19 protein-coding genes and 1 pseudogene are annotated in these 26,568 nt (G+C 62.1%); 13 read left to right on the top strand and 7 right to left on the bottom strand.

Annotated features, from left to right (window positions below; all coding sequences use genetic code 11):
* Window positions 1-10: 10 nt before the first annotated feature.
* The 3 genes from ACR65J_RS07785 to ACR65J_RS07795 all read right to left on the bottom strand — a co-directional run bounded on the left by ACR65J_RS07785 (window position 11) and on the right by ACR65J_RS07795 (window position 2,286).
* A complete protein-coding gene (locus ACR65J_RS07785) occupies window positions 11-691 on the bottom strand; it encodes a hypothetical protein (RefSeq protein ID WP_440167554.1) in 681 nt (226 codons plus the stop codon).
* A gap of 125 nt (window positions 692-816) precedes the next feature.
* Window positions 817-1,323 (bottom strand): DUF2004 domain-containing protein, encoded by a 507-nt coding sequence (locus tag ACR65J_RS07790; RefSeq protein WP_440167556.1) that lies wholly within the window; start codon window positions 1,321-1,323, stop codon window positions 817-819.
* Between the two features lie 45 nt (window positions 1,324-1,368).
* Window positions 1,369-2,286 (bottom strand): LysR family transcriptional regulator, encoded by a 918-nt coding sequence (locus ACR65J_RS07795; protein ID WP_440168000.1) that lies wholly within the window; start codon window positions 2,284-2,286, stop codon window positions 1,369-1,371.
* A gap of 96 nt (window positions 2,287-2,382) precedes the next feature.
* Here ACR65J_RS07795 and ACR65J_RS07800 point away from each other — a divergent pair, with 96 nt between their 5' ends.
* The 11 genes from ACR65J_RS07800 to ACR65J_RS07850 all read left to right on the top strand — a co-directional run bounded on the left by ACR65J_RS07800 (window position 2,383) and on the right by ACR65J_RS07850 (window position 15,131).
* Complete coding sequence (locus ACR65J_RS07800) at window positions 2,383-3,780, top strand: NAD(P)/FAD-dependent oxidoreductase (RefSeq protein ID WP_440167558.1); 1,398 nt, start codon at window positions 2,383-2,385, stop codon at window positions 3,778-3,780.
* The gene (locus ACR65J_RS07805) at window positions 3,777-4,508 is read left to right on the top strand and encodes a DUF1365 domain-containing protein (RefSeq protein ID WP_440167559.1); all 732 of its coding nucleotides are present in this window, start codon (window positions 3,777-3,779) and stop codon (window positions 4,506-4,508) included. Before ACR65J_RS07800 ends, ACR65J_RS07805 begins: the two co-directional genes overlap by 4 nt.
* A complete protein-coding gene (locus ACR65J_RS07810; protein ID WP_440167561.1) occupies window positions 4,505-5,875 on the top strand; it encodes a class I SAM-dependent methyltransferase in 1,371 nt (456 codons plus the stop codon). The genes ACR65J_RS07805 and ACR65J_RS07810 overlap by 4 nt, the downstream gene beginning before the upstream one ends.
* 36 nt (window positions 5,876-5,911) lie before the next feature.
* Window positions 5,912-6,433, top strand: coding sequence for a TspO/MBR family protein (locus ACR65J_RS07815; RefSeq protein ID WP_440167563.1), 522 nt, complete (start codon window positions 5,912-5,914; stop codon window positions 6,431-6,433).
* Window positions 6,434-6,800: 367 nt separating this feature from the next.
* Entirely contained in the window at window positions 6,801-7,046 is a 246-nt protein-coding gene (nrdH, locus tag ACR65J_RS07820; protein WP_013601222.1) for a glutaredoxin-like protein NrdH, read from the top strand.
* Window positions 7,047-7,149: 103 nt separating this feature from the next.
* Entirely contained in the window at window positions 7,150-7,620 is a 471-nt protein-coding gene (gene nrdI / locus ACR65J_RS07825; protein WP_440168002.1) for a class Ib ribonucleoside-diphosphate reductase assembly flavoprotein NrdI, read from the top strand.
* Window positions 7,621-7,640: 20 nt separating this feature from the next.
* Window positions 7,641-9,761, top strand: coding sequence for a class 1b ribonucleoside-diphosphate reductase subunit alpha (gene nrdE, locus ACR65J_RS07830; RefSeq protein ID WP_440168004.1), 2,121 nt, complete (start codon window positions 7,641-7,643; stop codon window positions 9,759-9,761).
* A 38-nt stretch (window positions 9,762-9,799) separates the two neighbouring features.
* Window positions 9,800-10,594 (top strand): NUMOD3 domain-containing DNA-binding protein, encoded by a 795-nt coding sequence (locus ACR65J_RS07835; protein ID WP_440167564.1) that lies wholly within the window; start codon window positions 9,800-9,802, stop codon window positions 10,592-10,594.
* Complete coding sequence (gene nrdF / locus ACR65J_RS07840) at window positions 10,591-11,565, top strand: class 1b ribonucleoside-diphosphate reductase subunit beta (protein ID WP_440167566.1); 975 nt, start codon at window positions 10,591-10,593, stop codon at window positions 11,563-11,565. Before ACR65J_RS07835 ends, nrdF begins: the two co-directional genes overlap by 4 nt.
* A 347-nt stretch (window positions 11,566-11,912) precedes the next feature.
* A complete protein-coding gene (locus tag ACR65J_RS07845) occupies window positions 11,913-13,946 on the top strand; it encodes a hypothetical protein (RefSeq protein WP_440167567.1) in 2,034 nt (677 codons plus the stop codon).
* Between the two features lie 627 nt (window positions 13,947-14,573).
* Complete coding sequence (locus ACR65J_RS07850) at window positions 14,574-15,131, top strand: transposase (RefSeq protein WP_440167568.1); 558 nt, start codon at window positions 14,574-14,576, stop codon at window positions 15,129-15,131.
* A gap of 367 nt (window positions 15,132-15,498) precedes the next feature.
* Here the strand turns inward: ACR65J_RS07850 and ACR65J_RS07855 are convergent, their stop codons facing one another.
* The 4 genes from ACR65J_RS07855 to ACR65J_RS07870 form a co-directional block, all read right to left on the bottom strand.
* Window positions 15,499-16,764, bottom strand: coding sequence for a hypothetical protein (locus tag ACR65J_RS07855; RefSeq protein ID WP_440167571.1), 1,266 nt, complete (start codon window positions 16,762-16,764; stop codon window positions 15,499-15,501).
* On the bottom strand, window positions 16,761-19,964 hold the full coding sequence (locus ACR65J_RS07860) for a type I restriction endonuclease subunit R (protein WP_440167573.1): 3,204 nt from the start codon (window positions 19,962-19,964) through the stop codon (window positions 16,761-16,763). The genes ACR65J_RS07855 and ACR65J_RS07860 overlap by 4 nt, the downstream gene beginning before the upstream one ends.
* Before the next feature lie 88 nt (window positions 19,965-20,052).
* A complete protein-coding gene (locus tag ACR65J_RS07865) occupies window positions 20,053-21,240 on the bottom strand; it encodes a restriction endonuclease subunit S (RefSeq protein WP_440167575.1) in 1,188 nt (395 codons plus the stop codon).
* Window positions 21,237-22,865 carry a class I SAM-dependent DNA methyltransferase gene (locus ACR65J_RS07870; RefSeq protein ID WP_440167577.1) on the bottom strand — a complete coding sequence of 543 codons (1,629 nt, stop codon included), beginning with the start codon at window positions 22,863-22,865 and terminating at the stop codon, window positions 21,237-21,239. The genes ACR65J_RS07865 and ACR65J_RS07870 overlap by 4 nt, the downstream gene beginning before the upstream one ends.
* Before the next feature lie 2,298 nt (window positions 22,866-25,163).
* Here ACR65J_RS07870 and ACR65J_RS07875 point away from each other — a divergent pair.
* Window positions 25,164-25,838, top strand: a pseudogene (locus ACR65J_RS07875) (Rv1352/Rv1906c domain-containing protein).
* A gap of 51 nt (window positions 25,839-25,889) precedes the next feature.
* Entirely contained in the window at window positions 25,890-26,549 is a 660-nt protein-coding gene (locus ACR65J_RS07880) for a DUF4352 domain-containing protein (protein WP_440167581.1), read from the top strand.
* The last annotated feature ends 19 nt before the right edge of the window (window positions 26,550-26,568 follow it).

Raw genomic sequence — 26,568 nt, forward strand, 5'->3', positions numbered from 1 at the left:
CGCCGGCGGGTCACCTAGGGTGGCCCGCCGTCGTCGTCTCTTTCATCCTCAGGGCGCTGACGAACAGCCATACAGTCCAGGCCACGATTGCCACAATGCCCACCAGCGTGGGCAGCGAGTTGGCAGCGGAGAATCCCGACGCTCCAATGATCCAGCCCTGTGCCAGGTAGGCCAGCCCGGACAGCGCCATGAGGTAGCCGATCACCCGGGAAACGTGGTGCGTCCCGGCGACCACGATCCCGAAAAGCACCAGTGCGGTGCCCAGCATGAAGTTTTGGTAGCTCCGCATTCCCCATTCCAGCCACCGGATGCCTTCCGCCGTGGCGAACCGCGCCGCCTTCTCCGGCTCCGGCGCAGCGAGCCACGCATCCACCGCCTGCTTCAGGGCCACGCCGTCCACCGCCTGCAGGGCAGCATAAAGGGCCAGGGCGGCCGCGGCGGAAAGTACACCGAAACGCGCGGTCCATGCCAGGGCGTGCCGGCTGACATCAACGGCGGTCCAGAGTGACACCAGCCCGGCGCACACCAGGGCCATGCCCAGGAACTGGCCCAGATGGACCGCGGTCCAGGGACCGCTGTTGGCGTACGCGGTGAACGAGGCAACGTGGTCATTGGCGTCGTGGGACTCTGCGTGGAACAGGCCGGCAACAATCGAGACCGCCACGCCGGCAATGAGGAGGGACGCAGCCAACCGCCAGCTCCTGCGCCTGCCGTCAACCGTTTCCATGGCCCGCCCGCCGTCGTGCTTCAACCATCATCGATTGCTCCATAACTGCCGTTATGAGCACCCATAACGGCATTTATGGACCAATCGATTTATGACTCCCAGACGATCTCGTCGTCCACCACGCCGTCCTGGTCAGCGGAAGCCACCAGGACCTCGTCGGTGAAATGCTCCCCGAGGGTGAAATCCAAAACGAAGTACCGTTCCGGCTGGCCGGGGTAGATGGCCACGTGGCCCAGCTTCAGGGCCTTGAGGAACACTTCGTTGGTGAGCTGGCTCCGGTCCTGGACACCGAACACCTTGTGCAGCTGTTCTTCCTTGAGCGCGTTGCAGTGGAAGTGCAGGTACTCCTGCGGGCTGGTGCCCTCCTGCTCCAGCTCTTCAGCAATCATGTCCCGGACTTCGTCCACCAGTTCGGGCAGGAAGCGAAGCCGGTACTCGACTTTGCGCAGCGCGGCTTCATCGAACTGGTCGTGGGCGTTGATGTTCAGGTCGAGTTCCAGCGGATGGCCGCGCAGCTCATGCTTGGCGGCGAAGAGATGATCCATGCCGTGGTTGAGCTCAATCTCCCCAAAGTGCTGGCTCGCTACCTTGTTCATAGTCTCAACATAGACCCGAAGGGCAGACCATTCCAGCGTTCCGGCCTAATTCACCGCGGTGCGCATCCCTGCGAGGGTTTCGGCCAGCAGGTCAACGAAAAGCTGCACGCGGGCAGTTTTCCGGTCATTGATCAGCAGCGCAAACACGTTCCGCGCCAGCCGGATTTCCGGTACGTCCAGTACCACCACGCCTGCGGGTTTGTTCCGCAGCGCCAGTTCCGGCACCAGGGCAGCGCCCAGGCCGGCAGCTGCCATCTCAAGGCTGGCGTGAAAATCATCGCTGTGCGCCACCACCCTCGGATGCAGGTTGCAGCCGGCGAAGAGGCGCTCGATCACCATGGCGTCGCTGGTGCCGGGATGATGCATGATCCAGGGCATTTCCGACAGGTGGTCGGCCGCCACCTTCGCGTCGGCCCGGAAGCCCCAGGCGGCAGGCAGCACCACCCTGAAGTCGTCGTCGCCGATCCACTGCCGGTTTATCGTGTTGGGCCACGCGAAGCCGGTCTGGCCCACCTGGAACACCACGGCCAGGTCCAGGTCACCGCCGGTGCGCAGCCCCTGGATGGTCTGGCCGGGTTCTGCCACCGAGACCCGCAGGTCGATGCCGAGCTTCTTCCACGCCGGATTCTTGAGGATCCGCGGCAGGACGTACGTGGCAAGGCTGGGAAAGATCCCCAGCCGCAGTTCCTGGCTTCCAGTGTCCTGCGTCCGTGACGCGGCGGCCATCAGGGCTTCGATGTCCGTGAGCACCTTCGCGGCGTGCCGGGTCATGACGACGGCGGCTTCCGTAGGGATCACGGCGCGCGCCGAACGCTGGAAGAGGGTGACGCCCGTTTCCCGCTCCAATGCCGACATCTGCTGCGAGACGGCGGAGGCCGTGTAGCCGAGGGTTGCGGCCGCCGCAGCGAACGAGCCCAGCCGCGTGACCTCCAGGAGGGTCTTCAGGTGCACGGGATTTACCACCAGTTCACAGTACTGCACCCATCCGCCGCCGCGGCCGCGCCGAATTGCCGTCTGTATAACCAGCACAGCGGCAAATGTTCAGCAGAGGAGCATGAAGTGTCACTTGACCCAGCAGTAAGTGCAGGCGGCCGGCGGCGCATAGCCGTGATCGGCAGCGGAGTGGCCGGATTGACGGCCGCCTATGTACTGAACAGGCAGGACGACGTCACCCTGTTTGAGTCGGATTCACGGCTGGGCGGCCATGCCGATACCCATGACCTGCCACAGGCCGGTGGGAGCGTCATTGGCGTGGACACGGGGTTCATCGTGCACAACGAACGGACCTATCCCACCCTGCTGCGGTTGTTCGCCGAACTCGGCGTCGAAACCCAGGACTCCGAGATGAGCATGTCCGTCCGCTGCGATGGCTGCGGACTGGAATACGCCGGCGCCCGTGACGGTGCCCGCGGAATCATTGCCAGGCCCTCCAGCCTGCTGCGCGGCCGCTACCTGCTGATGCTGCTGGAGGTTACCCGCTTTTACCGGAAGGCGAGGGAGCTGCTCAGGTCGGCGCCGCCGTCGGCCGTCAGCGACGAAGTTGACGTCCCCGAGCTGACGCTGGGCGAGTTCCTGGAGCGGGAGAAGTTCAGCCCGTATTTCATTTCCCACTTCATGACCCCGGTTGTCAGTGCCGTCTGGTCCTGCGATCCCACCACCGCCCTGGCTTATCCGGCCCGCTACCTTTTCACGTTCCTGGGCCACCACGGCATGCTGGGCATCAAGGGCTCACCGCAGTGGCGCACCGTGACCGGCGGCTCGGCACGGTACGTCGAAAAGCTTGCCGCCACGCTCCCCGACGTCCGCCTGAACACTCCCGTGACCGCCATCCGGCGGCAGCCCGATGGTGTGGAGCTGGCAACGGCTGGCGGGCTGGAAGACTTTGACGCCGTCGTGATCGCCACCCATCCGGCGCAGGCGCTCGGGTTCCTGGCCGACGCCACGCCGGAGGAGAAGGAGGCGCTCGGCGGGATGCCCTACTCGGTCAACCACACCGTGTTCCACCGGGACCCCGCGGTCCTGCCCGCGGCGGACAACGCCAAGGCGTCCTGGAACTACCGGCTCCCCGCCTGCGACGCGCGCCCGGACAAGGTGCTGGTGAGCTACGACCTTACCCGGCTGCAGCGGCTCGAGCCGGCGGACGGCCGGCCCTACCTGGTGAGCCTGGGTGAGTCCGGGCTGATCTCCGACAGCGCGGTGCTGGAACGGATGGTGTATGAACACCCGCAGTACACGCCTGAGTCCCTCAGGGCCCAGCAGGCCATCGCGGCGCTAAGCGACAGCCGGATCGCGTACGCCGGGGCGTACCTTGGCTGGGGCTTCCACGAGGACGGCGCCCTCTCCGGGGTACGCGCTGCGGAGAAGCTGGGGCGTGCCTGGCCGGTTGCCCGGGCCGCCGATTCCGTGGACTCCACCGGCGAGGGGGAGCGGGAACTGCTGTCGGCAGAACCCGCGTGACCATGGAGGCCTCGATCTACCGCACATCCATTTCGCACGTGCGGCGTACCCCGTTGAAGAACGCGTTCACCTACCGGAGCTACAGCTGGTTCGTGGACGTCGATGATCTTCCCCGACTGCCCTTCCTGCTCCGGCCCCTGGCGGTGTTCCGCGCCGGGGACCACCTGGGCGACCCGGACGCCGGCATCCGTTCCAACGTGGAGCGGTACCTGCGGACCCAGGGCATCGAGCCCGACGGCGGCGCCATCCACATGCTGACCAGCGCCAGGGTTTTTGGCTACGTCTTCAATCCCCTCACGTTGTTCTGGTGCTACCGCTCCACAGGCGAGCTCCAGTGTGTAGTGGCCGAGGTCCACAACACCTACGGGGAGCGGCACTGCTACCTGCTGCGAACCGACCCCAGCGGCCGCGCCTCGGTGCCGAAGGCGTTCTACGTTTCCCCTTTCAACGACGTCGACGGGCAGTACCGGATGAAGCTCCCCGCGCCCGGGGACAGGCTTGCGGTGTCTATCGTCCTGGAGCGTGAAGGGCAGCGCCCCTTCGTGGCCACCATGGACGGCCGGCGCAGGCCAGCCACCGTTTCCAACGTCCTCGCCGCGGCTTTGACCGTCCCTGCCGCGCCGCTGCTGGTATCCGCCCTGATCCGGGTCCAGGGCATTAAACTCTGGGCAAGACGCCTGCCCGTCGTTGCCAGACCACATCACCCTTCACAGGAGGCAGTTCAATGACAATGACTGACGACAACGGAACGGCTTCCGTCGACAACAAGGCCCACCGGGCGTCCGCCGCGCACACCCCCGCAGCCTGGACCGCAGGCGGTGTCCCCGCTGCGCCCGCCACCATCGATCCTGAACTCTGGCCCGGTGTTGCCCAGCCGCCGTCGGGCGTTAAGGCCGAGGTGGCCGGGAAAGCTGCCGGCCTGCTGTTCAGGGGCGCGGTCAAGCGCCTGCCGCTGCGCGTTGAATACCCGGACGGTTCGGTCCTGGGAACGGGTGGACCGGAGGCCCCCGTCATGACCATGCTGCGGCCCGCGGCGTTTGAGGCCCGCATCGGCGACAACGGGCTGATCGGCCTGGGCGAATCCTTCATGGCCGGTGACTGGGAGGCCTCGGACCTGGCCGCGGTGCTTGAAGTCTTCGCCGCCTCCGTGGACACACTCATCCCCATGCCGCTGCAGAAGCTGCGCTCGCTGTACCTGCCGCGGACGCCCCGCCAGGAACGCAACGCCGAACAGAACACCCGCAGCAACATCTCCCGGCACTACGACCTGTCCAACGAGCTGTTCTCCAACTTCCTGGACTCCACCATGAGCTACTCCTCAGCCTGGTTTCCGGAGCAGGCCGGCCCCCTGTCCTCGGCGGCCTGGGATTCCCTGGCGGAGGCCCAGCAGGCCAAGATCGACCGCCTCCTGGACAAGGCCGGCGTGGGGGAAGGCACCCGGCTGCTGGAAATCGGCACCGGCTGGGGCGAGCTTGCCCTGCGGGCCGCTGCCCGGGGCGCCACCGTCTACAGCGTCACGCTGTCCAGCGAGCAGCAGGCACTGGCGCAGGAACGCATTGCGGCTGCCGGGTTCGCGGACCGCGTGACAGTCGCCCTTCAGGACTACCGTGCGGTGGAAGGGGAGTACGACGCCGTGGTGTCGGTCGAGATGATCGAGGCAGTGGGGTACGAGTACTGGCCCATCTACTTCCAGACGATCGACCGCGTCCTGGCCCCGGGCGGAAAGGTGGCCATCCAGGCGATCACCATGCCGCACGGGCGGATGCTGGCCACCCGCAACGCCTACACCTGGGTGCACAAGTACATCTTCCCCGGCGGTTTCCTGCCGTCCGTCCGGGCCATCGAGGGCGTGACCCAGCAGCACACCACCCTCCGGGTGCGGGAGCGGATGGGCATGGGCGACCACTACGCCGCCACCCTGCGGCTGTGGGAGGAACGGTTCCTTTCCCGCTCCCGCGAGGTGGCGGAGCTCGGCTTTGACGCCGTGTTCCAGCGGATGTGGCTGTTCTACCTCTGCTACTCGCGCGCCGGCTTCCAGTCGGGCTACCTGGACGTCCAGCAGATTGTGCTGGACCGACGGGAGGTGCAGCTGTAGTTTCACGGTGTATCCAGGCGTGGAACAGGAGGAAGCATGAAACTGAAGACACTGGCATGGACGACGGCGGCGACGGTGGCCACCGCAGCGGCGGGCGGTGTTGCGACGGATCCCCGGAGCAGCTGGTACCTGAAGCTGCGCAAGCCGGCATGGCAGCCGCCCGCGATTGCCTTTCCCGTGGTGTGGACGGCCCTGTACGCGGACCTTGCCGTGGCGTCTGCCGCCGCACTCGGCAGCGCGGCGGAGCATGAGCGTGCCGCTGACAGTCCCGGTCCGGTCAGGAAGGACCACCACCGGGAACTGCGTTCCTATCGGGGCGCGCTGGCCGCCAACCTTGTCCTCAATGCTTCGTGGAGCTGGTTCTTCTGGCGCTCGCGCAGGCCGTGGCTGGCCGCTGCAGAGGCGGCAGTCCTGGCCGCCAGCAGCGCAGACTTGGTGCGGCGGACGTACCGGCTGAACCGGGTTGCCGGGGTGTCGCTGGCTCCGTACGCAGCGTGGTGCGGCTTCGCCACTGTGCTGTCCACTGCCATCGCCCGGCTGAATCCCGCCAAACCTTAGAAGGCTGGGTTGCCGGTGCAGCTTCCCGCCGGTTGCTGTAGGTCCCAAGGGTCCGTGACCACTACATGTAGTGGTCACGGACCCTTTCCTGTCACCGCGAAACCGGCGGCGACACGCCGCAGCAGCGCGACACGCGGTGCTTTAAATGTGGCTAAGTACTCCACAGGGTGTGGACGCAGCCCGCAAAAATCCCGGGATCCCGGGCATTTTTCCGGCCCCTTCCTGTGGATTAACCGTGCATTAAATGACATACTTGTAATACATCATCTTGGGGTTCCAAAGAGGCGTCTGCACTACATGTAGTATCTACATACAGCTGGACGGGGACACCGAACCAGCAAAGAGTTCAACTAAGGGGACAGGGACAATGACCGTAACGGTTTACACGAAGCCTGCTTGTGTTCAGTGCAACGCCACTTACCGCGCGCTCGACAAGAAGGGCATCACCTACCAGAGCGTTGACATCTCCCAGGACGCCGAGGCACTCGAGCGCCTGAAGGCACTGGGCTACATGCAGGCTCCCGTTGTGGTCACCGACCAGGACCACTGGTCAGGTTTCCGCCCCGACAAGATCGAGGAACTCGCGCTGTCGGCCGTTTCCTCCGTGGCCTAGGAGTTCCGCTTTTCCTGCCGGCACCCATCAACCAGCTGAGGTGACTCCCATGGCAGCACCAACAGCACCGCGAAGCGCTTCGCAACACCACGCGGCTCAGCGCGTGGAGGTGTCCCCGCCGGCCGCTTCGCACCACCAGCCGGAGCAGGTTGTCACGGACAGCCCGCTCATCTATTTTTCCTCGGCATCCGAGAACACCAGCCGCTTCGTCGCGAAGCTTGGCCGTGAGGTGGCCCGGATCCCGTTGCATGCAAAGGACGCACCCCTCCTCGCCACCCGGCCGTTCGTGCTGGTGGTGCCCACTTACGGCGGCACCGGGGGAGAGGGGTCCGTTCCCAAGCAGGTTATCCGGTTCCTGAACAACCCGCAGAACAGGCAACTGCTCCGCGGCGTCATCGGCGCCGGCAACACAAACTTCGGGGACAACTACTGCATGGCCGCGGACATCATCGCCGCCAAATGCCAGGTACCCCACCTCTATCGATTCGAACTTATGGGAACGCCGGAAGACGTTACCCGGGTCAACCAAGGATTGGACACGTTTTGGACACGACTGTCGCAGACACAGAAGTAACCAGGTCCCAAAAGCCTGAGATGCCCGCCGCCTACAAGGGGCTGGGCTATCACGAGCTGAACGCCATGCTTAACCTCTATGGTCCCAACGGGGAAATCCAATTCGGCGCCGACCGCGAGGCTGCCCACCAGTACTTCCTGCAGCACGTGAACAACAACACCGTGTTCTTCCACGACCTGGAAGAGAAGCTCGAATACCTGGTCAAGAACGACTACTACGAGCGCGAAACGCTGGACCAGTACACGATGAACTTCATCCGTGACCTGTTCAACCGTGCGTACAAGAAGAAGTTCCGCTTCGAGACCTTCCTGGGCGCCTTCAAGTTCTACACGTCCTACACACTGAAGACGTTCGACGGCAAGCGTTTCCTGGAACGCTACGAGGACCGCGTGTGCATGGTTGCCCTGCACCTGGCCCGCGGCAACGAGCAGCTTGCCCTGCAGATGGTGGATGAGATCATTGACGGCCGCTTCCAGCCGGCCACCCCCACGTTCCTGAACGCGGGCAAGAAGCAGCGAGGCGAGCTGGTCTCCTGCTTCCTGCTCCGCATCGAGGACAACATGGAGTCGATCGGACGCTCCATCAACTCCGCCCTGCAGCTGTCCAAGCGCGGCGGCGGCGTGGCCTTCGCGCTGACCAACATCCGCGAGGTGGGCGCACCGATCAAGCAGATTGAGAACCAGTCCTCCGGCGTCATCCCCGTGATGAAGCTCCTCGAAGACAGCTTCTCCTACGCCAACCAGCTCGGTGCCCGCCAGGGTGCCGGCGCCGTGTACCTGCACGCGCACCACCCGGACATCTACCGTTTCCTGGACACGAAGCGGGAGAACGCGGACGAGAAGATCCGCATCAAGACCCTCTCCCTGGGCGTTGTGATCCCGGACATCACCTTCGAGCTGGCCAAGAAGGACGAGGACATGTACCTGTTCTCGCCCTACGACGTTGAACGCGTCTACGGCATGCCCTTCTCCGACGTCTCGGTCACCGAGAAGTACTACGAGATGGTGGACGATTCCCGGATCAAGAAGACCAAGATCAAGGCGCGCGAGTTCTTCCAGACCCTCGCCGAGATCCAGTTCGAATCCGGTTACCCGTACATCATGTTCGAGGACACCGTGAACCGGGCCAACCCGATCGACGGCAAGATCATCATGTCCAACCTGTGCTCCGAAATCCTCCAGGTCTCGCAGCCCACCACGTACAACGATGACCTCTCCTACGCCGACACCGGCAAGGACATCTCCTGCAACCTGGGTTCGCTGAACATTGCCAAGACCATGGATTCGCCGGACTTCGGCCTGACCATCGAGACGGCCATCCGCTCGCTCTCGGCTGTCTCGGACATGTCCAACATCACCTCGGTGCCGTCCATCGCCAAGGGCAACGACCAGAGCCACGCCATCGGCCTGGGCCAGATGAACCTGCACGGCTACCTGGCGCGTGAGCGCGTCCACTACGGCTCCGAAGAGGGCCTGGACTTCACCAACATCTACTTCTACTCGGTGGTGTACCACGCGGTCCGTGCCTCCAACATGCTGGCCATCGAGACCGGCCAAACGTTCGGCGGCTTTGAGAAGTCCAAGTACGCGTCGGGCGAGTTCTTCGACAAGTACACGGAGCAGGAGTGGGTGCCGCAGACCGAGAAGGTCCGCGAGCTGTTCAAGAACGTCCACATCCCTACGCAGGCTGACTGGCTGGCGCTGAAGGCTTCGGTCATGGAGCACGGCATCTACAACCAGAACCTGCAGGCCGTGCCGCCCACCGGCTCGATCTCCTACATCAACAACTCCACCTCCTCGATCCACCCGGTGGCATCCAAGATCGAGATCCGCAAGGAAGGCAAGCTGGGCCGCGTCTACTACCCGGCGCCGTACCTGACCAACGACAACCTGGAGTACTACCAGGACGCGTACGAGATCGGCTACGAGAAGGTCATCGACACCTACGCTGCCGCCACTCAGCACGTGGACCAGGGCCTGTCCCTGACGCTGTTCTTCAAGGACACCGCCACCACGCGGGACATCAACAAGGCCCAGATCTACGCCTGGAAAAAGGGCATCAAGACCATCTACTACATCCGTCTCCGCCAGCTCGCGCTGGAAGGGACGGAGGTGGAGGGTTGTGTTTCATGTGCGCTATGACAACTCAAATAGGTTGATCAAAATTCATTAGGGGATGAATGATGGAAACGACGACGGCGACGGGCGGCTTGGTCTACGGCATCCGGCTTCGGCGGGAGGTCGAGTACCGCTATGTCGGCATCACCACCAAGACGGCCAGTCGTCGTTTCCATCAGCACCTCCGCGTGGCCGCGGAGGGACGGAAGACGCCGTTTTACGACTGGCTGCGGAAGCATGATCGCTCCGAATTGATTGCGGATGAGCTGGATTGGATTGAAGGCCTACCCGAACTGGGCCAGGCCGAGATGGATTGGATCAGCTACCTGCGTCGCGAAGGCGACAGGCTCCTGAACCTTTCGGACGGTGGGCTTGGTCCGACAGGTGTTGTGTGGACGGACGAGATGCGGGAGGCTGCTCGCGTTCGTTCCACCGGCCGCAAGATACAAAGGGAGTACGGGCCAGGCGCACCCTTCTACGGGAAGAACCACACTGCTGAGCAGCGGGAAAAGTGGTCACGAGAGCGCAAGGGTACCTACTCGGGGGCCGAGAACCCGAACTTCGGAAAGTTTGGTCCAGAGCATCCCGGTTTCGGGCATACGGTCAGCGAAGAGACACGCAACGCGCTTTCGGAGGCAAAGAAAGGCGCCGGGAATCCCAACTTCGGCAAGAAGGCAAGCGCTGAAACCCGTGCGAAAATGTCAGCAGTAAGGAAGGGCCGCCCAATGCCTTCCAGCCAGAGAAACGCCCACACGAGACATCACACCAACAAAGGCATTGAGAAAGCCGACTGCAAGTATTGCGTCGAGGACTCAGCCAAACCAAGCCTCTCTTCAGAAAGTGAGTCGGAGTCATGACCGAAAAAGTAAAGCTTCTCAGCCATGTTGAGGCGATCAACTGGAACCGCATCCAGGACGAGAAGGACGTTGAGGTCTGGAACCGCCTGGTCAACAACTTCTGGCTGCCGGAGAAGGTGCCGCTGTCCAACGACGTCCAGTCGTGGAACACGCTCACCCACGACGAGCAGCAGCTCACCATGCGCGTCTTCACCGGCCTGACCCTGCTGGACACCATCCAGGGCACCGTTGGTGCAGTCTCGCTGATCCCGGATGCGCTGACGCCGCACGAGGAAGCCGTCTACACGAACATCGCGTTTATGGAGTCGGTGCACGCCAAGAGCTACTCCTCTATCTTCTCCACGCTGGCCTCCACCAAGGAGATCGACGAGGCGTTCCGCTGGTCCACCGAGAACGCGAACCTTCAGAAGAAGGCGCAGATCGTTATGGACTACTACCAGGGCGACGACCCGCTGAAGCGCAAGGTGGCTTCCACGCTGCTGGAGAGCTTCCTGTTCTACTCGGGCTTCTACCTGCCCATGTACTGGTCCTCACGCGCGAAGCTGACGAACACGGCCGACCTGATCCGCTTGATCATCCGTGATGAGGCAGTGCACGGCTATTACATCGGCTACAAGTTCCAGAAGGGCCTCGAAGGCCTGTCCGAGGAACGCAAGCAGGAGATCAAGGACTACACTTTCGAGTTGCTCTTCGAGCTGTACGAAAACGAAGTCCAGTACACGCACGATCTGTACGACTCCGTTGGCCTGGCCGAGGACGTCAAGAAGTTCCTGCATTACAACGCTAACAAGGCGCTGATGAACCTGGGCTACGAGGCAATGTTCCCGTCCTCGGTCACGGACGTGAACCCGGCCATCCTCTCGGCGCTGTCCCCGAACGCTGACGAGAACCATGACTTCTTCAGCGGGTCCGGCTCTTCCTATGTGATCGGCAAGGCCGTTAACACTGAGGACGACGACTGGGACTTCTAAGTCCTTGTGTAAGGTCGGTAGCTAGCTGGCGGTTGGACCAACAGGGGGAAATTGGCGTGGAAATCTCGCGAAGACAGGCCAAACTGGCGGTCGAGATACAGACCAGTCGGCACTGTGAGAGGGCGACCCAGTTGAAGACTCGACCGGCTGATATTTAACAAGAAAAATGCTGGGTGGTTGGGTCTATAAGCGCCACATCATCGTGAGCGCGGCGACTATTTGGGGGCTGGGCCGCCAGGTCTCGCCGGTTTGCTTATCCGTCACTGTTCAAATAAGGCTGGAAAAGACATGCGCCGATACCGGGGAAGTTTCGCCACTTGCGACGTGGCTGTGAAGTGACTGCCACGATGACAACCAGCAACGCCTTGCTTGCTAGCCTAGCCATAATCAAGGCTAACTGGGATTACTCTCAGGAAAGCTATGTCGACAATTTTCTCCCCTTCTTCCTAGATGCAGTAAAAAGCTCTGAAGGACCAATGTCGACTCCTGCTGCCAAAGTTCACATCAGGGAGCGATTTGGAATCGACATACCCGAGGGTGTTCTCGCTACTCTGAGCCGTCGAGCTGTCCATAAAAACTATGGAAGGCGTGAAAACGGCAGCTTCATTGCTGATCCTACGAAGCTCGCCGACCTTCGGGACTTGGGTCGCCAGAAAGCCGACTATTTGCGAAAGCAGTCGGCACTAGTAAGTGAACTCGTTAAGTATTCGGCGGATCGGTTCCAACGCACTCTAAGCATCGAGGACGCGGAGGATGCCCTCCTAAATCACATAGAGGAACATTCTGTCCCTATTCTCGGTTCGGTCATGAACGGGGCGCCGTATGATGCCCGATCTGCCCCCCGTTCCAGCCCCGACACCGAATATGTTGTTAACTCGTTCATCAGTGATGTGGTGAGCAGCATGCCGGCATCTTTCGACCACTTGGAGACTGTCGTGAAGGGGAGCATGCTCGCAGTTTCCCTCTACCTCCCTAATAACAGCGAACTCGGCAGGCGCTTCGACCGCACGAGCTTGTATCTCGATGCCCCTGTCCTGTTGAAGGCTCTGGGGTATGAGGGAGACGAGGCGAAAGCTGCTGCAAAAGACCTCTTGGCCCTGTCTCGATCTGCCGGGGCTGAACTCGCTTGCTTCGAGCACAGTGTTAGCGAGGTTAGGGGGATCCTCGACAGGTCCGCTGGAAAAGCAATGCACGGAGGATTTAACGGCGCACATCGGAGAGCAACTGATGCTTTTTTCGCCAGCGAAGGACTGAGCGCAAGTGACATTCTGTTGCTGTCGCAGCGTTTGGAGGAGGATGTGGCTGCCCTGGGAATATCCATCCAAGAACGACCCGCACCTTCTGCAGAGCTAACGATAGATGAGCTGGCTTTAGAAGAAGCAATGGAATCCAGCATCACCTATTCAAGCCGTGACACGCTCTTGAATGATTTGGACAGTCTCACCGCCATTCATCGTCTCCGGGGCGGCCGCAGTAGTTCCCGACTGGAAACTTGTCGGGCTCTTTTGGTCACCACTAACGGAGGCTTGACTCGCGTCGGTCGCTCTTTCTTCGTGAAAGAGGGCGATCATGGGTGGCCTCCGGCGCTGACGGATCACCATCTCGCAACTCTAGTCTGGCTCAAGAAACCGCAGGCTGCACCCAGCCTGCCTCGACGCCAGATTCTTGCTGACTGTTTCGCGGCGCTTGAACCGGGGGGACGTGTTTGGGATCGATACCTGGAGGAAATCAACCGACTGGGGAGCCGGGGTAAGGCGTCCGAGAATGACCTAATGCTACTTCGCTACTCAACTGAAGCTCAGCGTAGCCTCATGGATCGAACCATGGGAGATCCCGATCAGGTGACGCCCGAAACAGTCGCCGACATACTGGACAAGGTCAAAGCAAATATTCTCTCTTCCACAGAACATGAACGTGACGCGGCTTTTCAGACAGCAAGTAAGACACGAGCTGCTCTGGACGATGCAGAACAGTCGCTGCGAGACAGGGAATCGTCCCTAGCAGCCGAACAGATGGCTAAGCTAGCGGCAGAGGACCGGTCCACGACGTTGGAAGCTCGACTAGCAGCGCTGGAAACCGCTGCCAAGAATCTGCGTGACGCAGCTAGAGGGAAGGCGAAACGGCGAGCGGCGCTTGCATATCGTCTGGTCCTCCTGGTCTGCGGTGCGGTGCTACTTTACGCCGTCGCCGCTACTTTCCTTCCTGACGGCATCATCCCGGGCTGGGGTAAGCCCGCGGTCCCCTACTGTTTTGCGTTCTCGACCGTGGGCGGACTTGCAACTTTGATGTGGGGCGGGAGCATTCAGGGAACCGCAGGTTATTTCAGGCGGGTTCTAGAGAAGCGACTCGAAAAGAGGTACCTCGGCGAGCTGGGAGGCTAGATTCGGTGAGTCTTCGGTTGTCAGTAGGGAGACTTTGCTGTCAATCAAGAAGGTACCCATAGAGACTGCCCGGCTTATGTTGACTCGGGGTCTCAGGCCGCCCCAAGCGCCGTCCCGTTGATTATCTCGCTATCGATGGGCGGCAGTTCTCCCTGTCGTCTCTGCCGGGGCCCGCGGTTGTAGGTACTTGGCATTTGCGGCGAGCTAAGTTCGTGTCGTTCAAGGCAAGGGCCCGCCCTGCCGGGATGAGTCCGTCCAGCAGTCAAACTGGAACAGGACCACGAGCCTCGATTGAGCCTACCGGGGTCGCAGCCGACGCTGCCAGCATCCTCTTCAACCTGCCCGACTACCACGTCATTTTCACCACCATCAATGTCGGCCGCCGCCAGGTCATTTTTTGAAACCGACCAGCCTCCCAACTGCCCAAGCCGCGGGGTCATCTCTTCCCGCCGGAAAGAGTGCCGCCTTCAACGACTCCGTGATGTTCCCGCCGCCGGGCCGGTGGACGTGCTCCGGTCCGAGTACCGCTGGTACTGCGAGAACCTGCGTGCGACCAGCTTTCGTTCTTCGAATCCCACGCCGCAGGAACCGCGCCGGGCCCGCCCACTTGCTGGCTGGGAGCCGTGGATGACAATTATCTTGGACCTGGACACCGGCCAGGTCCACGGTGTGGTCGGCGGCCGTGACCATAAAGGTGTCGGGGGCTGGCTGTTCGCCCGCCCGCTGGAATGGCGCCTAGCCGTGCAGGTCGTCGCAATCGATTCCTCCGCAGCGTGGCGCAAAGCGTTGCGGATGTCGCTGCCCCGCACTGCTTTCACCGTCGATCACTTCCACCTGATAAGCATCGACAAGGCCTGGGCCCAACGCATGCTCCTGCTGCGCGGCGGCGACAACCTCAGCTGCCGGGCAGCCCTCCGACTCGAGGAAGTGTTCACCTGGAAGTTCCAACCGACACCCTCCAGGCAGTCCGGAAAGTCAAGGAATAGCTCAGTGCCCTGCTCCGCACCGGGTCATTGGAAGACGCTGCGGAGGCAAGAGGGTACTCGAGGAACTCGTAACGGCAGCCGCAAGACCGGAAGCCAACAGGCTCTACCGCACCGTGCCCAGGTGGTGAAAAGAGATCCAGGTGCTCATTGTCACCGGGGCCACGACTGGCAAGGTCGCGACCAACAACACAACTGTTAAGAACATCAAGCGAAGGGCCCGAGGGTACCGCACGCCGCCAACTACAAATCGGTTATTCTCTTGAGAAGTGCCGTCAGGACGGTGGCATGACGCTCATTCCAGACCTATTCCCCCACGAACCGTTAACAGTCAGTGACTGTGAAGTCCCGCTCGACCAAGCCGCATGCGAAGTCCCCCGAACGAACGCGGCCCCAGCTATGACCGCCGTGTGAATGAACTCAGTCTCGGAGACCCTGGCCAAGGACTCCCTAGTCGGCAGAGGTGCGTCCTCTAGACGGGCTTATCGCTGCGATCCACAGGGTGGTGTGCGGGTGTTCGCTCTAAAGCAAGCATGAAGCGGCAGACGAGTTTGTAAATTGAGCGTGAATCACCGTTCCTTTGCGGTGGCGACAACCACTTGTTCCGCGACCGCGCGCAGAAGATGGACTTCGGGAACCAACGTTGCATCGTCGCGAAATGGCCGAAATGTCTTGTAGGTGGAGTCCTTGCTGTGTACAAGGGCATTTCGAGTTTTGTAGATTCGAGATGCTATCTGTTTGAAGGGAGCGCCTACATCCCGATGCTCAAAGTCGATAGGCTTGCCGTCCGCGAACCCGACGACAGAAGTGCAGATGTGATTCAAAACTTCGGGATTATTTGATGAAAGCGTCGCTCGGAGCCTTTCTAAGTCAACGAATTTGCGAAGAGTGAGGACAAGGGCCTCCTCCTCGGAGATCCCGACTTCTTCTGATCGGCGTCGGTGTAGAGTCATTGCTTTGATTAACCGCTTCATGTCACTATCACGTTTCAGAGAAAATGTGGGATGAACGATCATTTCTCTGGCCTTGTCGATGGCGTCGTCAAAATAGACGTTTTCAAACCAGTGCTCCAGGATATGGTAGAAAGATAAGTATGCAAGTACCGGGCTGTCTGCTGACAATCCGAGTTGGAAATGATAGACCAGCTCAGATTCATAAATCAGGCGTGGTGGTTCCATCTCCTCGATATCCAGCCTTTGAGATCTTGATGTTCTTTTCGGCTCCGTTAGCGGTGATATATCGACTTGTGGGACTATGGGGATTTCCGTATTCACGCTGAGATGAAATACAAATGATTCAATCAGGCTTTGTAGTCGCGTCTCAGATTGTCGCACCTCGGTTATCACTTTGACGGTCAAGGGGTTTCCAAGTTGCGTGCGAATTAGCTCATAGATATCTATTGAACCCTTGGACTGTTGGTGCAGCCGCATTCTGGCCATTCGCTGTCCACGAAGGAGGGGATTCCTTTCGGCCTCAGAGGTGTCAGATATTTCAGTAACTGTGGCTATGAGGAAATCCGTAGAAGCTGGACCTAGTTCAAAAGTAGCCTTTGTTTTCGGATCAGGAAAAGAAGCGCCTTCTTCTGGGTTGGGAAGAATCCAACGCAGTCCATCCCCGGAAACGAGCGTCTCTTGGTAGAACGGGGTGGCAAGAGTGGCGCCTTTGAAAGTTGCGTCGCACAGGCTATCGTCCCTCAACTGCCACGTCTCGATATTCACTGCTGTCCGCCCGAACATGTATTTCAAAGTCTCGGCGTCGAAAGTGAGTCTGAGCAGCCGTATCAGCTTATGAGGAAAGTCAAGCTGTCGATTGTCGAATGGAGTGCTTAGTGTCATGGATTTCCTGCGTTAGATACGTTACTGGCAAACCGGGGCGCCATGGACTCCATCTGCTCCATGACTAGCTTGATAGCTTCGGGCTGCTTGTCGGGCGGATAGCCGAACCGCACCAAGAGCCGCTTGATTGACGACCGCAGCTTTGCCCGGACGTCATCGCGGACGGTCCAGTCGGTTCGGACGTCCCGCCGCATGACCGAAACCAGTTCTCGCGCAATGTCGGCAAGAACCCCTTCGCCCTGGACCTCCACCGCAGACTCGTTCTGGGCCACGGCGTCATAGAACGCCAGCTCGTCCGAATTCAGCGGGGGAGTGAACTGCTCCCCGCGCTTACCCTCGGCGGCCACCTCGCGCGCCAACTCCACCAGCTCTGCGATCACTTCGGCAGACGTCAGCTGCTGGTTTGTGTACTTCTTCATCAGCTCGGTGATCCGCTCCGAGAACGCCCGCTGCCGGATCACGTTGTTCCGCGTGGAAGACGCAGACTCATCGGCAATCAGTTTCCGCAGCGCCTCTATGGCCAGCTGCGGGTTCCGAGCCTTCTGCGTTTTGGCGATGAACTCCGGCGTCAGGTCATCCAGGGACGGCTTGGGCATGCCAGCGGCGTCGTAGATGTCCAGCACCTCGCCGGAGGACGTTGCGGACGCAATCAGGTTCCCCAGGAGCCGTTGGATGTCCTCCGGCACTGGCTCACCACTCGCTTGCCGGTCGGCTGCATCGTACTTCGCCATCCAGACACGGATCTCCTCGTACACCTGGATCTCGGGGCGCAGCTCAGCCAGCGTCTCCGAGCCCGAGCACAACGCCCACGCGCGGGACAGCTGACTGGAGAACTTCCTATACTTCGCGGCAATCGACTCTTCCCCGTCCGCCGGCTGGTTGCCCGGCGTAGCAGGATTCCGAAGATAGCTCACCGCCCCGGTTACAGCGCTCAGGAACGACTTCGGTCCGCCCTTCATCAGCACGGCCTTCCAGTCGTACCCGGCCAGCAGAGTACGCAGCGACTCCACTAGGGACACCGTCAGGCCCACAGCCTCGTCGATGTTCTTGCCCACCGGCTTGTTCGTCCGGTCGTCCTTCGTATATTCGCTCAGCGCCTTCGCAAGGTTCTCCGCCAGCGGTGCGTACGCCACCAGCAGCCCGTCCTCCTTGCCGCGGAATGTGCGGTTCACCCGCGCGAGAGTCTGCATCAGCAGCGCGCCCTTGAGCGGCCGGTCCAGGTACAGCGTGTGCAGCGGGGGAGAGTCGTAGCCGGTGAGCATCATATCCTTGACGATCACCAGTTCCAGCTCGTCATCGACGTTCTTGAGCCGCTCCTTGACCTGGGCATTCAGTGAGTCCCGCCGGACGTGGAGTGAAACGGGCGGCACATCGGTCGCGTCGCCCGAGTACACCACCTTGATCTTGCCCTTCGACAAGTCCTCCGAATGCCAGTCCGGGCGCAGCTCCACAATCGCTGCGTACAGCTTCGCGCAGATCTCCCGCGTCCCGCCCACGATCATCGCCTTGCCCGGCGCCTCGATGAACTTCCCCATCCGCTCGCGCCGGTTCTCCCAGTGCGCCACCAGGTCCTCGGCGAGTGCGGCAAGGCGCTGCGGCGCACCGTAAACAGCGTTTACGACGGCGACACTCGCCTCGATGCGCGCACGTTCCGTGTCGTCGAGCCCGAGGGTTAGTTCGTCGGCGGACTTGTCCAGGTCCTCTTCCGTGACGCCTTCAGAAAGTCCTACCTTGATCAGCCGTGGTTCGAAGTACACGGGCACCGTGGCGCCGTCTTCCACGGCCCGCGACAAGTCGTAGATATCGATGTAGTCGCCGAAGACGTCCTGGGTATTGCGGTCGTCAAAGGAGATGGGTGTTCCAGTGAACGCGATCAGGGTTGCGTGGGGGAGTGCGTCCCGGAGATACCTGGCGTAGCCATCCAGGTCGTCGTAGTGCGAGCGGTGTGCCTCATCCACCACAACGATGATGTTTCGCCGGTCGGACAGCAACGGATGGTCCGCGCCGGCGTCCTTCTCTGACTTGCTGCGGCCGAACTTCTGCAGCGTGGTGAAATAGATCCCCCCGGTGGTCCGGTTGCTGAGCTCGTCCCGCAGTTCGGACCGCTTCCTGATCTGCCTGGGCGCTTCGGCGAGCAGCAGGCTGCGGTCGAAGCCCTCAAAAAGCTGGCCGTCCAGCTCGTTCCGGTCCGTGATGACCACAACGGTCGGGTTCTTCAGCTTGGGCTGCCGGGCCACCATATTGGCATACAGTTCCATCTCCATGGACTTGCCGGAGCCTTGGGTGTGCCAGACGACTCCGGCCTTGCCGTTGCTCTCCACCGCCTGGATGGTGCTGGCGACAGCCTTGGTGACGGCGTAGTACTGGTGTGGTTTGGCAATGCGTTTGGCCAGTCCGCCGGAGCCTTCATCGAATGCGGTGAAGTTGCGGGTTAAATGCAGGAAGCGTTCCTGGTTGTAGAGGCCGTCTAGCGCTGTATCGAGGGCGGTGACGGCATCGCCGTCGACCATGTAGCCCAGCGGGACGGGGTCGCCGTCATCGTCAACGTTCCACGGTGAGAAGTGGTTGAAGGGGGTGAACGGCGTTCCGTACTTGGCCTGAATCCCGTCGGTGGCCAGCGTGAAGACGCAGAAGCGGAACGCCATGGGGAATTCGCGGAGGTAGGTCTGAAGCTGGGCGTGGGCGCCGGGAAGGTCGGCGTGGGCGCTGCCGGCCCTCTTGAGTTCGATGATGCTGACCGGCATTCCGTTGCAGTAGAGCACGATGTCGAAGCGCCGTTTGTAGTCGCCCTGCACCAGGGTGACCTGGTTAACGGCAAGCCAGTCGTTCTGGTCCGGTGACTGGCTGAGCAGCCGAATGGTCGGGTTGGCTTCGTTGCCGTCTGAGCCGATGTAGGTTAGCCGGTAGCCGTCGACCAGGCAGTTGTGGATGCGGTGGTTCTCGGCCATTGCATCGTTCGACTTGGGCGAGGCGATTTCCGCCAAAGCCTGCTGCAAGTACTGCGCGGGGACGTCCGGGTTCAGACGCCGAAGGGCGGCGAGGAGGCGGGGGCGGATGAGAAGCTCCGACCAGGACTCGCGTTCTTCGGTTCCGGGCGCAATTGCCTGGCCCTCCAACGGCTTCCAGTCCAGCTCGCCAAGCCGCTCCTTCGCGGCGCCCTCCCAGTCCGCTTCGGAAAAGGCTACTGCTGGTGCTGTCACGGTGTTTCCCCCACAATCGATTTGTCGTTCAGCTTACTCAGACGCCGGTTGGCTATCCCCGGAAGCTCACTACCTCCGCGCTGCGCGTTCACACCACGGCGTTCTCCAGGACCTTCTCCGCGTCCTTTACCCGGAGCTTGCCCGACATGAGGTGGGGGAGGAGGGCATCGCGTGTTGCTGTAAGGGTCTCATTCTGCAGACGGAAATGGAGACCGCTCTTCCCCAGAGACGTGACCTTGTCAGTCAGCTCGTTGCCCATGAGTCTTGGATCCGCGATGTGTGTCGCCAGAAGGTCCGCCGGCCGCACGCGCTGATGGCTACCCGAGGTACCCGCTACCTTCGATTCAAGTTCAAATCCGAATGCCTCTTGCCGGAGTAGCGCCCAGAGAACGGTGGTGGTGGTGATTGAGGACTCGAGAACCAAGAACTCAGTCGACGAGAGCGCAGGAACCTCGGGAACTTCAGCGACATTCCACACACGGGGGAATCTGGGATTAAGCTTCGAAATCAGGACGGACGGCCTCTCGATCAGGAACTTCGAACTCTTGATGTCGAAGGGAGACGCGACCTCTGGCAATTGTCCTGCGTCATAAGCAGGAAGGCTGTAGTGTGCCACCTTCGGTACTTCCAATGTATTCGGCGAGACCGACTTTCGCTTATGAATAGCAATCTCGCCGAGAGGCACCGATGGCTCGAAAGTAGACACCAATGCGACCGCGAGTTCATTCGCTGCAGCCGCCAGTTTGGTATTTCCTGCAATTTTGTTGTCCAGGGCGCCGAGCACTTCCGCGATGGAGCGCTGCTCCGGGATGTCCGGAACGGTCAACTTGAGAGAGCGGATGTCGGCGAGGTTGATGTAGGCGGCCATGTCGGTATTGTTCATGCGGTCCCCAGCCTGCCGCCAGAACTCTGCGCTGCTGAACCAGTAACGCAGGAAACGTGGATCCACTACTTCCGCATTCAGTACCCGAAAAAAGCACAGCTGCGGGCTGTAGACGACTTGTTCCTTTGTGTCGGGTAAGACTGCAACCCGGCCAACTGTGCCCTTCGTCGTCAACAGGATGTCGCCCGGTTTGCCTGCCTTCGTTCCGATGGCCCTGGCGTAGTTCTCCGACACAAAATCCGGACCGGTGAAGGTGACAGCGTCTTCCAGAACATCGGCAACACGGATGATCCGGTAGCCCTGGTGAGCGTGCTCAGCCCGTTTGGTGCGATATCCGTCGCCTACTTGAAGGACACCTGCAGCCACGAGTTCTCCGATGCTGACGGAGCTCACGAGACCCTCCCCAACTGCTCGCGCACAACAGCTGCCAACCGCTCGGACTCCTCGAACTGCTCAAACAGTTCCTTCGACAGCCTGGCGATCTTCTCCTCGATCGGCTCGACGTCGTCCTCAGCATCAGCCGCGCCCACGTAACGCCCGGGCGTCAGCGCGTAGTCCGCTGCCTTGACCTCCGCAAGGCTGGCCGAATAGCAGAAGCCCGCTTCGTCGTCGTACGTCAGACCTGCCTCAACCGCCGAAGCGGTGCCGCGCCAGGAGTGGTAGGTGTTTGCGATCTTGGCGATGTCGTCATCGGACAGGGCACGCTCGGCACGGTCCACCATGTAGCCCAGGTTCCGGGCGTCGATAAAGAGCACCTGCCCGGTGCGGTCCACCGAGCCGCGCGGGCCGGCGGTCTTGTCCTTCGCGAAGAACCAAGTGCACACCGGGATGCCAGTGCTACGGAACAGCTGGGTGGGGAGTGCCACCATGCAGGAGACCAGATCGGCCTCCACCAGCTGGGCGCGGATCTCGCCCTCGCCGCCGGAGTTGGAGGACATGGAGCCGTTGGCCATGACCACGCCGGCGCTGCCGCCCGGCGCCAGCTTGGAGATGATGTGCTGGATCCACGCGTAGTTGGCGTTGCCGCCCGGCGGGACGCCGTACTTCCATCGGGGGTCGGACTCGGAGCGGGCCCAGTCCTTGATGTTGAACGGAGGGTTGGCCATGATGAAGTCCGCGCCGTTGTTCCCGGTCAGCTCCGGATGCTGGTCGCGGGCGAAGGTGTCGCCCCAGCGGGAAGCCAGGTTGGCGTTGAGGCCGTGGATGGCCAAGTTCATCTTCGCCATCCGCCAAGTGCGCTCGTTAAGCTCCTGGCCGTACACGGAGATGTCGGAGCCCTCCAGATGGTGCGCGGCCAGGAACTTTTCGGCTTGGACGAACATGCCACCCGAACCGCAGCACGGGTCGTACACGCGCCCGCGGTGCGGTTCCAGCACTTCTACCAGCACCCGGACCACACCGGCCGGGGTGTAGAACTCGCCGCCGCGCTTGCCCTCAGCCTTGGCGAACTTCTCCAGGAAGTACTCGTACACCTCGCCCAGCAGGTCGCGAGCCTTGCTGGCGCCCTGGCCGGTGAAACGGGCCGAGTTGAACAGGTCCAGCAGTTCGCCCAGGCGGCGCTGGTCCACGTTGTCCCGGTTGTAGATCTTGGGGAGCGTGGCGGCCAGGGACTTGTTGTCGGTCATGATGAGCTCCATTGCTTCATCAATCAGCAGTCCGATGGACTTCGGTGCCGCACCGTCCACAGAGTCCAGGCCCTTGGCGTTCTCCGCCAGGTACGTCCAGCGCGCCCGGGGCGACACCCAGAACACGCCGCGGCCGGTGTACTCGTCCACGTCGTCGATCAGCTGGGCGATTTGCTCCTCGTTGAGCCCCTCCGCCTCCAGCTCGGCCTGGATCTGCCCCCGCCGCTCCTCGAAAGCGTCCGACACATACTTCAGGAACACCAGCCCCAGGATTACGTCCTTGTACTGCGACGCGTCCATTGAGCCGCGGAGCTTGTCCGCCGCCTTCCAGAGTGTGTCCTTGAGTTCCTTCATGGTGGACGGGGCGAGGTCCATCTTCACTTTTGGGGGCATTACTTAGTTCCTTCTTCTGGTCCGGCGGGGTCTTGGGGTGTGTCAGGGTGAGGCTTCCGCCCGCTACGCCGTCCGTAAACAGGGTAGCGAGTTCTTCCAGTTGTTTGAGTCGTTCCCGGGCGCGTGCCTGCTCGTGTTGCAGCGTTTCCAGCGCTGTGGCGAGCGGCTGGCGCTGGCGGTCAGGACTCCGGCGCAGCTGCCAGGCCCGCCAGTTCTTGTCCGCCGGCGGCCGTGCGTTGATGTCCGCAGCCACGACGTCCGGCACCAAGCCGCTGGGGTCACCGCGGTCTATCCTCAGGACCCGGGCAGGGAAGACGACGACGGCGCCGCCCTCCGCGTCGACCATTGCGGCGGGACGCGGACTGGTACAGAAGACGACGTCGCCCGGTTCGGTAAGGCGCCCGGCGGGGTACTTGGCGGCAAAGTCCAGCAGGGTGATGAAGCGGGGCCGCGAGTTGTGTGGATCCATCAGTTCCTCGCGGCCGAGGACTCTGCTGCCGGCGTGGCCGTTGGTGTCTTCGGCCTGCACGCGGATGCCTTTGACGTACTTCAGGTTTCTGGCGGTGAGAAGGTCCTGAATCGTAGCTGCGGGGATCCCGTCGCGGGCGCCGCTGGCTTCGAGGGCCGGCAGCAGGGGCCCGGATGTGGGGGAGGACAGGGCCTGGAGCAGTTCCTCGATCCGGAGTGCGGCCTCGGCGCCGGGTGCCGTCGTCGGACTTTTCGCAGCCGGTCCCTTCACCAGCGAACCGTGCCGGGCCAACAGGATGCGGGTCTGCACTAGCCGCGCGAAGCGGAAGGAATGGGCCCGGATGGTGGCCCTGTCACCCATGGAGGCGGCAATGTCGCTGATCAAGTCCTGGCTAACATCAAGCGTCAGGGCGGTGGTGCTGACGTCGGCAACCATGGTCCAGCGGTCCGCGATGGGAACGTCCGCATATGACGGCCCCAGCACCCATAGCGCTTGGGGCTCGCGGGGCTTGGCACGCAACAGTCCCGGCTGCAACCGGACGATGGCCCGGACCCGGCCCGAGCGCAGGAGATCCGAGCGGAGGTTGCCCGTCTCTCCGGAGAGCGCGTCACAGAGAACCCGGGCCGGGGCAATGACGACGCCTCTCTGCGAGTCGTCCATTTGCAGGACGATGTTTTCGATGCCGGACAGGATGCCGGTTGTATTCAGGGACGGGGCGCCCGGGGCAGGATACTGTGCCACGTGCACTGCGGGACCGCTGACCGCGAAGGCTCCTTTGGAGTCGATCTTCACCGGGGCGTTGTCCGTGCCGTGAACTGCCAGGCGCCTGCGGGCCAGCCGTGATGCGCCGCCGTCGTGGTCTGCTGCCAGGAGGGTGGCCGCGGCTGATTCTCCAGCCTGCTGGGTGATGCTGAGCATCACGTCGCTTCCGCCCGGCGTCGAGTCGACGTAGATGGGCCTGCCGTCCAGTGTGGGGGCCAGTTCCATGGCTGCCGCGCCAACAAGCCTGAGTCCAGCGTCTGTGAGTGCAGTGTCCGACTGTTCACGGAGGCCTTCCCTGAACCGGTGGGCCAGCAGCTTCTCGAAGGCTGCGGGGGCACTGAAAGCGCTGTCCGCGAGCCTGTCTGCGAAATTGGCAAGCCCTGGAAGGGCGGAACCAAGTGCCTCGAGCTCGCCATAGAGGAAAACGTCGTCGGGGTCTGCTTCGTCAGCGGCGTCCAAAAGCTGGGCGGCACCCATGGGGCCCAGGCTCTGTCCGCTGATCACCTTCAGCGCAAGCAGCGAGGTGAGCCCATCGAAGGTCTGCCGGCTGTCCCGGGGAGGTTCCGATTCAGGGGAGGTGGGTCGGGCAAAAACGGCGACGTCGTTCCCCGCCTCGGGATTGTTCCCGCGCCCGGTTGCATGGAGCCACGCGCTGATTTCCCCAGCATCGAACTGCTCAACGCCGTTGAGTTGTCCCTTCGCAGCGGGAAACGGCAGCGCCCCGCCGCTGCTTCGCTTGCGCCACATGGAGACCACCGGGCGCTGCACCTGTGCCAGGGCGGCGACGTCGGACAGCGACATGCGCAGCGCCGTACCGGTTGCTTCCATTACTGCCCCAATCAGTCGTGATCGTTGCATCAGCCTAGCGGCCAGGACCGACACGCCACTTTGATGGCTGATAAGGGGCGTTATCAGCCTTGAAGCGGCAATGAGCGTCCGCCTGGCCGTACGTTCGTTCTGCAGCCACGAAGGAGTCTTCCGGAGCTGCGGCGGCGGCGGGAAACCGCACATTGGGGGAGCAGGATCCCGCCGCCGTTTAGCGGTCATCCACGAACAAAGGAAGAGCCATGGCCAACCATCAAACCACTCCATGTCCAGGGTCCTATGAGGCGTTTATCGAGGAAGTCTTCACTGATCCCGCAAGCGGCCAGGCTGCTCCGGCAGCGAAGCCCCGGCGGAAGAAGCGCATCCTGGTGGCGGGCGCCGCCGTTGTACTCTTCGCCGGCGGGGTGGCCGCCGGAACGGTGCTGCCCGACCCGACGGCAAGCCCGGCCTACAAGTCCCTCGCCGGGGAAAAGTCCACTGTTGAGAGGGAACGCGACGAGGCCCTGACCAGCTACGCCGCCGTGAAGGGCAAGTACGACACCCTGCAGAACGGCATCACGGGGCGTGAATCCACGGTCTCGGCCCGGGAAGCCGAAGTATCCAAGGCCGATGCTGCCGTGAAGGCAGCCGAGGCGGCCGTAAAGAAGCGTGAGGACGCGGTAACCGGAGCCGAAAAGACCAAAGCCGCCAACACCGCGGCTGACGGTACCTGGACTGTGGGTTCCGACATCGAGCCCGGCACGTACCGGGCGGCTGCTGCCGTCGGTTCCAGCTGCTACTAAGGCATCTACCAGTCCGGCACGAACGGCAGCAAGATCATCGAAAACGACATCCCCGGCGGCGGGCGGCCCGTCGTCACGCTCTCCCCAGGCCAGGACTTCAACTCAACCCGCTGTGGCAAATGGGAAAAACAGTAGCCACTGCTACTCCGCAGCACCGTCCAATCGCATCACTTGAAAGGCACCACCATGACCAACCAAAACTTTGCCCCTGTCCCGCCGGCCGCCCAGACGCCGGCAGCCCGACCGTTCTACAAGAAGAAGCGCTTCGTTGTCCCCGCAGGCGTCCTCCTGGTGGGAATTCTCATGGGCTCCTGCTCGGGCGGAAGCAAGCAGGCTGCCGACTCCAGCCCGATCGCCTCGGCCACATCGTCCGTCGAAGCGACTGCGCCGGCTGCCGCCGCTCCTGCCGCCCCGGCGGCGGCAGCACCGCCGTCGTCCACTCCTGCCGCTCCGGCGGCCCCTGCCGTGGGCGTTCCATTCGCGGTGAAGATGCGCGACGGCAACGTCGCCAGGATCACTATCGTGTCCGCCGCACGCACCGACTCAGTCACCACCGGCGCGTTCGCTACTCCACCCAAGAACGGCACCTACCTGCTCCTGGACGTGCTCTGGGAAACGGAATCCGGCAAGACAAGCTCCAACCCGCTCTATTTGTCGGCGAAGGATGGCAACGGGCGTAAGGCAGACATGAGCATGTTTGCCGACAACCAGTTGGGCTCGGGCGAGGTGCTTCCCGGGAACAAGGCGCGGGGCAACGTCGCCTTCGACATTGCCCCGGGTGCCGCCACCGTCCTGATTTCTGATCCGCTGCTGCAGGAGGCGGCGCGTATTCAGATTCCGGGATAAGCTCACTTCCGCCTGTGTG

It is taken from the genome of Arthrobacter sp. SAFR-044 (assembly GCF_059414985.1).

What these genes read in the sequence shown, in the direction of transcription:
- ACR65J_RS07815 (WP_440167563.1), top strand. Translation starts at nt 5,912, where the DNA reads ATGAAACTGAAGACACTGGCATGGACGACGGCGGCGACGGTGGCCACC.
- ACR65J_RS07835 (WP_440167564.1), top strand. Translation starts at nt 9,800, where the DNA reads ATGATGGAAACGACGACGGCGACGGGCGGCTTGGTCTACGGCATCCGG.
- nrdE (WP_440168004.1), top strand. Translation starts at nt 7,641, where the DNA reads ATGCCCGCCGCCTACAAGGGGCTGGGCTATCACGAGCTGAACGCCATG.
- ACR65J_RS07845 (WP_440167567.1), top strand. Translation starts at nt 11,913, where the DNA reads ATGACAACCAGCAACGCCTTGCTTGCTAGCCTAGCCATAATCAAGGCT.
- ACR65J_RS07880 (WP_440167581.1), top strand. Translation starts at nt 25,890, where the DNA reads ATGACCAACCAAAACTTTGCCCCTGTCCCGCCGGCCGCCCAGACGCCG.
- ACR65J_RS07870 (WP_440167577.1), bottom strand. Translation starts at nt 22,865, where the DNA reads ATGCCCCCAAAAGTGAAGATGGACCTCGCCCCGTCCACCATGAAGGAA.
- nrdH (WP_013601222.1), top strand. Translation starts at nt 6,801, where the DNA reads ATGACCGTAACGGTTTACACGAAGCCTGCTTGTGTTCAGTGCAACGCC.
- ACR65J_RS07850 (WP_440167568.1), top strand. Translation starts at nt 14,574, where the DNA reads ATGACAATTATCTTGGACCTGGACACCGGCCAGGTCCACGGTGTGGTC.
- ACR65J_RS07790 (WP_440167556.1), bottom strand. Translation starts at nt 1,323, where the DNA reads ATGAACAAGGTAGCGAGCCAGCACTTTGGGGAGATTGAGCTCAACCAC.
- nrdF (WP_440167566.1), top strand. Translation starts at nt 10,591, where the DNA reads ATGACCGAAAAAGTAAAGCTTCTCAGCCATGTTGAGGCGATCAACTGG.
- ACR65J_RS07810 (WP_440167561.1), top strand. Translation starts at nt 4,505, where the DNA reads ATGACAATGACTGACGACAACGGAACGGCTTCCGTCGACAACAAGGCC.
- ACR65J_RS07855 (WP_440167571.1), bottom strand. Translation starts at nt 16,764, where the DNA reads ATGACACTAAGCACTCCATTCGACAATCGACAGCTTGACTTTCCTCAT.